This window comes from Terriglobales bacterium, assembly GCA_035457425.1.
Classification (GTDB): Bacteria; Acidobacteriota; Terriglobia; order Terriglobales; family Acidobacteriaceae; genus JACPNR01.
In genome coordinates this window covers 1-5,506 of record DATIBR010000054.1, presented here as the reverse complement: position 1 = coordinate 5,506, position 5,506 = coordinate 1, and the positions used below count along the sequence as shown (strand labels likewise).

Genomic DNA, 5,506 nt, shown 5'->3' with positions numbered 1-5,506 from the left:
CAGTTCGCGACATACCCAGGGGACCAAAAATCTGATGTTGGCAAAAACGGTCCAGCGGCTCCTCGGCGAGCCTGCTTAAAGCTTTTCCGAGAATGATGAAGCCGATGTCGCTGTACTCGGCGCGCGAGCCGGGCGCGTGCGCGAGCGGCGTGGCACACGCCGCTCGCAGCAGGTCGTCGCGCGTGCGCGCGCTCTCGTAGAGGCGCGCGTACGCGGGCAGGCCGGAGGCGTGGGCAAGCAGGTGACGGAACGTCACCTGCTTGCCGGCGGGGAACTCAGCGAGGATCCATGCGACGCTCTGGTCGAGCTCGAAGAAGCCGCGCTCGTGGAGCAGCATCGCCATCGCCGTGGTCGCGACGACCTTGGAGACGGAGGCGAGGTCGTAGATGGTGTCCGGCTGGACGCGCGGCGCGTTCGCGTCGTACGTGAACGCGCCCAGGCCCTTGAGCGCGACAAGTCTTCCGAGGTGGGTGATGGCGACGGCGGCGCCGGGGAAGGCGCGCGTCTTGATTCCCGCGTTCAACACCTGCCAAGCCGCGGCGAAGCGGCGGTCCTGGTCCTCGTAAGCGGGCGTGAGCGCGGTTGCGTTCGTTGTCAGACAGGGACCGTCTTGTTGCAGTGGAGTAAATCGCTTATAACACGAGCGTTGACCCGCTCTCAATCGTACCGCGCGCTGCTGTTCCTCCTGCTGCTGGCCGCCGCCGCATCTTCGTGGGCCGCGGAGGACGACGCTCCCAAACAGATCGCTCCGGAGAAGCTGGCGGCGGTCGACGCCATCTACCAGCAGGCGATCGCGAAGGGCGAGATCGCGGGGGCGGTGGTGCTGGTCGGGCACGACGACGAGATCGTCTACCGCCGGGCGTTCGGCAAGCGCTGGTTCGGCCCGGCGGCCGAGCCGATGACCACCGACACCGTGTTCGACATGGCGTCGCTGACCAAGTCGCTGGCGACCGCGACCTCGATCATGCGGATGGTGGAACTCGGCCAGCTCCGGCTCAACGACCCGCTGACGCGCTTCCTCCCGGAGTGCGGGTCGAACGGCAAGGACGACATCACCCTCCGGCAGCTGCTCACGCACTACTCCGGCCTGGCGCCCGATCTCGACCTGCGGTCGCAGTGGTCGGGCTACGACACGGCCATTCGCCTGGCGTGCGCGGAAAAGCTGCCGTCGCCGCCGGGCGCGCGCTTCGTCTACAGCGACATCGGGTACCTGCTGCTGGGCGAGATCGTGGCGCGCGTGAGCAAGATGCCGCTGCCGCAATACGCCGACGCGCACATCTTCCAGCCGCTGGGGATGAAGCGCACGCGCTTCCTGCCGCCGGCGGAGTGGCGTCCGCAGATCGCGCCGACGGAATTCGACGGCGCGCGCTGGCGCGGCGTGGTCAACGACCCGACCGCGCGGCGCATGGGCGGAGTCGCGGGGCATGCGGGGCTGTTCTCGACCGCCGACGACCTGGCGCGCTTCGCCCAGGCGATGCTCGACAAGAAGCTGCTGGCGCCCGCGACCATCGAGAAGATGACGACGCCGCAGCAGCCGGCGAATGCGACCGTGCTGCGCGGGCTGGGCTGGGACATCGATTCGCCGTTCTCTTCGAACCGCGGCGAGCTGCTGCCCGTCGGCAGCTACGGCCACACCGGCTGGGCCGGGACGTCGCTGTGGATCGACCCCTACACGCAGACGTACATCATCATCTTGATCAACCGCGTCGGCCCGGCGGGGAACTTCACGCCCTCGCTGCGGACGCGCACGGCGACCGCGGTGGCGGCCGCGCTCAGGCTCGAGGTGAAAGACGAAGACCGCGCGCGCATCGCGGCCATCACCGGCTACAACGAGACGCTGGCGGGCGCGCGCCGGCTGGCGAGCCGCAACGGCAGCGTCAAGACCGGGATCGACGTCCTGGAAGAAACGAACTTCGCGGCGCTCCGGCCGGACAAGAAGAACCCGCGTCGCGTCGCGGTCTACACCAACCAGACCGGGCTCGACGCCGACGGCCGGCGCACGGTCGACGTCCTGGCGCGCGCCGAGGGCCTCAAGCTGGCGGCCATCTTCAGCCCGGAGCACGGGCTCTACGGCACGGCGGACACGGAAGAGGTGCCGGACGCCGTCGACCCGGCGACCGGCGTGATGGTCTACAGCCTGTACCGCAAGGGGCGGCGCGGGCGCATTACGCCCGACCTGCTGCGAGACATCGACGCCATCGTGTTCGACATGCAGGATGCCGGCGCGCGCTTCTACAGCTACGAGGTCACGCTCGGCTACATCATGGAGACCGCCGCGCAGGCCGGCGTGGAGGTCGTGGTGCTCGACCGCCCGAACCCGGTGACCGGCTCGTTCGTGCAGGGGCCGATGGCCGAAGGCGGTCCGCAGCGCCTCATCAATTACGTGGACGTGCCGGTGCGCCACGGCATGACGCTGGGTGAGCTGGCGCGGATGTACAACGGCGAGCGCAAGCTGGGAGCGAAGCTGACGGTCGTCCCGATGCGCGGCTGGCAGCGCGGCGACTGGTTCGATTCGACGGGCGTGGCGTGGGTGAACCCGTCGCCCAACCTGCGCAGCGCGAACCAGGCGACGCTCTATCCTGGGGTCGCGCTGGTGGAGGGGACGAACGTCTCGGTCGGCCGCGGCACCGACACGCCGTTCGAGGTCCTGGGCGCGCCCTGGATCCGAGCGCGCGAGCTGACCGACTACCTGAACGCGCGCCAGTTGCCGGGCGTGCGCTTCGTGCCGGTGAGCTTCACGCCCAACGATTCGAAATACAAAGGCGAGCGCTGCCAGGGCGTGAACCTCATCGTGACCAGCCGCAACGAGCTCGACTCGCCGGAGCTGGGCGTGGAGCTGGCGGTCGCGCTGCGGAAGCTCTATCCCAACGACTGGAAGCACGAGGAGTTGCCGAAGATCCTGGTGAACCAGCGCGTCTACGCCGCGATCGTCGCGGCGCAAGACCCGCGGCGCATCGCGGAGGACTGGCGCGAAGGCCTGGAAGCCTTCATCCAGCTGCGCGCGAAGTACCTGCTCTACAAGTAGGCTTCAGCGCCGAGGCGCAGGGGACGCCGAGGCCCTTCGTTCTTCCTCGGCGCGCTCCGCGCCTCTGCGCTGAACATGCAGCCTGTATCGGCTACTTCATCCCGAACAGCGCGTTGACGTGCGCCGTCACCGTGATGCGCTGGGCGGAAAAGCCCTCGGTGGGCGCGGGCGTGGCCTCGGCGGACATCGCCTTCATCGCGCCGCGGGCCTGCATCGGCAGGATGTGCACCGGCTCGTTGACGTCGACGGTGGCGTAGAGCAGCTCGCCGAGCGCGCGGCCGCCGGCGGTGGTGACCGCGGTGGCGGAGTTGCGCGCTTTCATGAAGGCGTCTTCCACGGCCTTCTTCTTGGCCGCTTCTATCTCCTGGAGCTCGTAGCCGAGGTTCTGGCCGCTGACCGTCTCGATGCCGGCAAACTGCTCGGTGAGCGGCGCGAGTTTTTCCCAGTCCTTCTGCTTGAGCTTCACGGTGATGTTGGTGGAGACGCGGTAGCCGAGGAGCTTCTGCTTGCCGCTCTTCCAGTCGTACATCGGCTGGACGGAAAAGAAGCCCATCTCGGCAGATTTGGGGTCGATGCCGTTGGAGCGCAGGATCTGGCGCACCTGCTCGGCGGCTTTCGCGGCTTTGTCGTAGGCGCCCTTGGAGGTGTCGTCCTGCGGCGAGATGCCGAAGCTGAGGACGGCGGTGTCGGGGTCGGCTTCGAACTTGCCGTCGGCACCGACGTAGACGCTGTTGGGCTGCGCGGCGACGGACGGGTGTTCCTGGGCCACGGCGAACGTGGCGCATAGCAGCAATAGGGCGAGCGCGAGTCTCTTCATGATCTTCTCCGGGACAACTCTCTGCATAAGAACGCTGGAACCGCGACGTCTTGCAGCGTACTCGCGGGGAGTGGCTAGTGGCTAGTGGCCAGGCGCGGGGCCTTGTAGTCCTTGTCGTCGCGGTAGACGACGCCCTCGGGGGTGAAGAGGATGCGAGCCCAATAGCGGCGCAGCATGAATTCGTCGCGCGCGACGGGAAACAGGGGCGTCACAAAATCGTTTCCCCAGTCGAAGACGAGCGCGCCGTCCTGGACGAGGATCCGGACTTTGACATTGGGCCGGTAGAAGTCGGCGCCGAACTGGTATTCGCCGGCGTAACGCTGGAGGTCTTTCTCCGCGACCGCGACCGGCTTCACCTGCGGAGGCTCGCGCTGCTCGCCGCGCGCGATGGCGGCGAGGTCGCCGGCGATGGGCGACTGCACGGCGGTGACCGAGATGTTGCTGAGCACGATCACGGTGAGGTCGTCGGCAGGGTAGTAGTCCATCACCGACGCGAAGCCGGGCGAGGTGCCGTTGGTCGAGATGACGAGGCGGCCGTCGCGCTGGCGAACGAACCATCCGTAGCGGTTGCCTTTGCCTTCGGTCCAGATCTTCTCGCGCGTCGCGCGGGAGAGCAGCTTGTCGGCGACCATGGCGTTGTGAAAGGCGTAGAGATCGTCGACCGTGGAGTAAAGCGAGCCGTTGCCGGTCTTGACCGTCCAGTCGAGGTAGGGTGGGTTCTCGACGCCGGTGGCGCCGCGCGGGGTGTAGCCCGAGGCATGCAGCGGGATCAGGTCGGCGGCGTTGGCGGGATGGCCGGTCGCCTTCAGGCCGAGCGGCGTGAAGACGTGCTCGCGCATGTACCGGCCGTAGTCCTGCCCGGAGACCACTTCGAGGATGCGCGCCAGCAGGTTGTAGTTCGAGTTGCTGTAGGCGTACTTGGTGCCGGGCGGGAAGTCGAGCGGCGCGTCGCGGAAGACGGCGATGAGCGAGGCCGGGGTCTGCGGGAAGCGCGAGACCTCGTTGTAGCTGGGCGCGCCGTTGACGTCGGGGATGCCGGAGGTGTGCGTGAGCAGGTGCTCGACGGTGATCTGGTCGCCGTGCGGGAAGTCGGGCACGAACTTCGCGACCGGGTCGGAGAGCGCCACCTTGCCCTGCTCGACCAGCAGCAGCACGCCGGCGGCCGTGAAGGGTTTCGAGATGGACGCGACCTGGAAGCGCGTCTCGGGCGTGTTGGCGACGCCCAGTTCGCGGTTTGCCATGCCGTAGCCTTGGCGCACCAGCACGCGGCCGCGCTGCGCGATCAGGACCGCGCCGGAGAAGTTGTTGCCGGAGAGGTAAGGAGCGAGGTAGGAGTCGACCTTCGCCGGGAGCGAAGTCTTGGGCGCGGTTTGGGCAACCGCGGAACCGAACAGGAAGAACAGTGCCAGTAGGCGGATCATAGGATCCCTCGCCGGCCCAGTCTAGCAGTTGGAACGAAGGTCAAGGGCCGCGGCCGAGGGCGGCCGCGGCACCCGCAAAAAATCGCGGGGCGCGTTGCCTTGCGGCCTCGCGCCCCGCGACCTGTGAGAGTTGTCAGTTATTACTGATCGAAACCCTCATTCCGGCATTTAGTTGCGGTACATCTTTTTTTGAGGGCTTCGCGGCAGAGCCGCTGCGCCCTTTGCGCCCGGCGACGCGCGGTA

Annotated in this window: 4 protein-coding genes; 1 reads left to right on the top strand and 3 read right to left on the bottom strand. The window is 67.7% G+C overall.

The window, feature by feature from the left end; all coding sequences use genetic code 11:
- Nucleotides 1–523, bottom strand: a 523-nt coding sequence (locus VLA96_04075) for a serine hydrolase domain-containing protein (protein ID HSE48366.1), incomplete at its 3' end; no start/stop codon positions are given.
- Nucleotides 524–646: 123 nt separating this feature from the next.
- On the opposite strand from VLA96_04075, the gene VLA96_04070 reads away from it, so the two are divergent.
- A complete protein-coding gene (locus tag VLA96_04070; GenBank protein HSE48365.1) occupies nucleotides 647–3,025 on the top strand; it encodes an exo-beta-N-acetylmuramidase NamZ domain-containing protein in 2,379 nt (792 codons plus the stop codon).
- Nucleotides 3,026–3,116: 91 nt separating this feature from the next.
- On the opposite strand, the gene VLA96_04065 is transcribed toward VLA96_04070, so the two are convergent.
- Entirely contained in the window at nucleotides 3,117–3,869 is a 753-nt protein-coding gene (locus VLA96_04065; GenBank protein ID HSE48364.1) for an SIMPL domain-containing protein, read from the bottom strand.
- A 47-nt stretch (nucleotides 3,870–3,916) separates the two neighbouring features.
- Nucleotides 3,917–5,263 (bottom strand): serine hydrolase domain-containing protein, encoded by a 1,347-nt coding sequence (locus VLA96_04060; GenBank protein ID HSE48363.1) that lies wholly within the window; start codon nucleotides 5,261–5,263, stop codon nucleotides 3,917–3,919.
- Between the last annotated feature and the right edge of the window lie 243 nt (nucleotides 5,264–5,506).

Bases quoted from the DNA above. Each gene is read 5' to 3' on its own strand.
- VLA96_04065 (HSE48364.1), bottom strand. From the start codon at position 3,869: ATGCAGAGAGTTGTCCCGGAGAAGATCATGAAGAGACTCGCGCTCGCC.
- VLA96_04060 (HSE48363.1), bottom strand. From the start codon at position 5,263: ATGATCCGCCTACTGGCACTGTTCTTCCTGTTCGGTTCCGCGGTTGCC.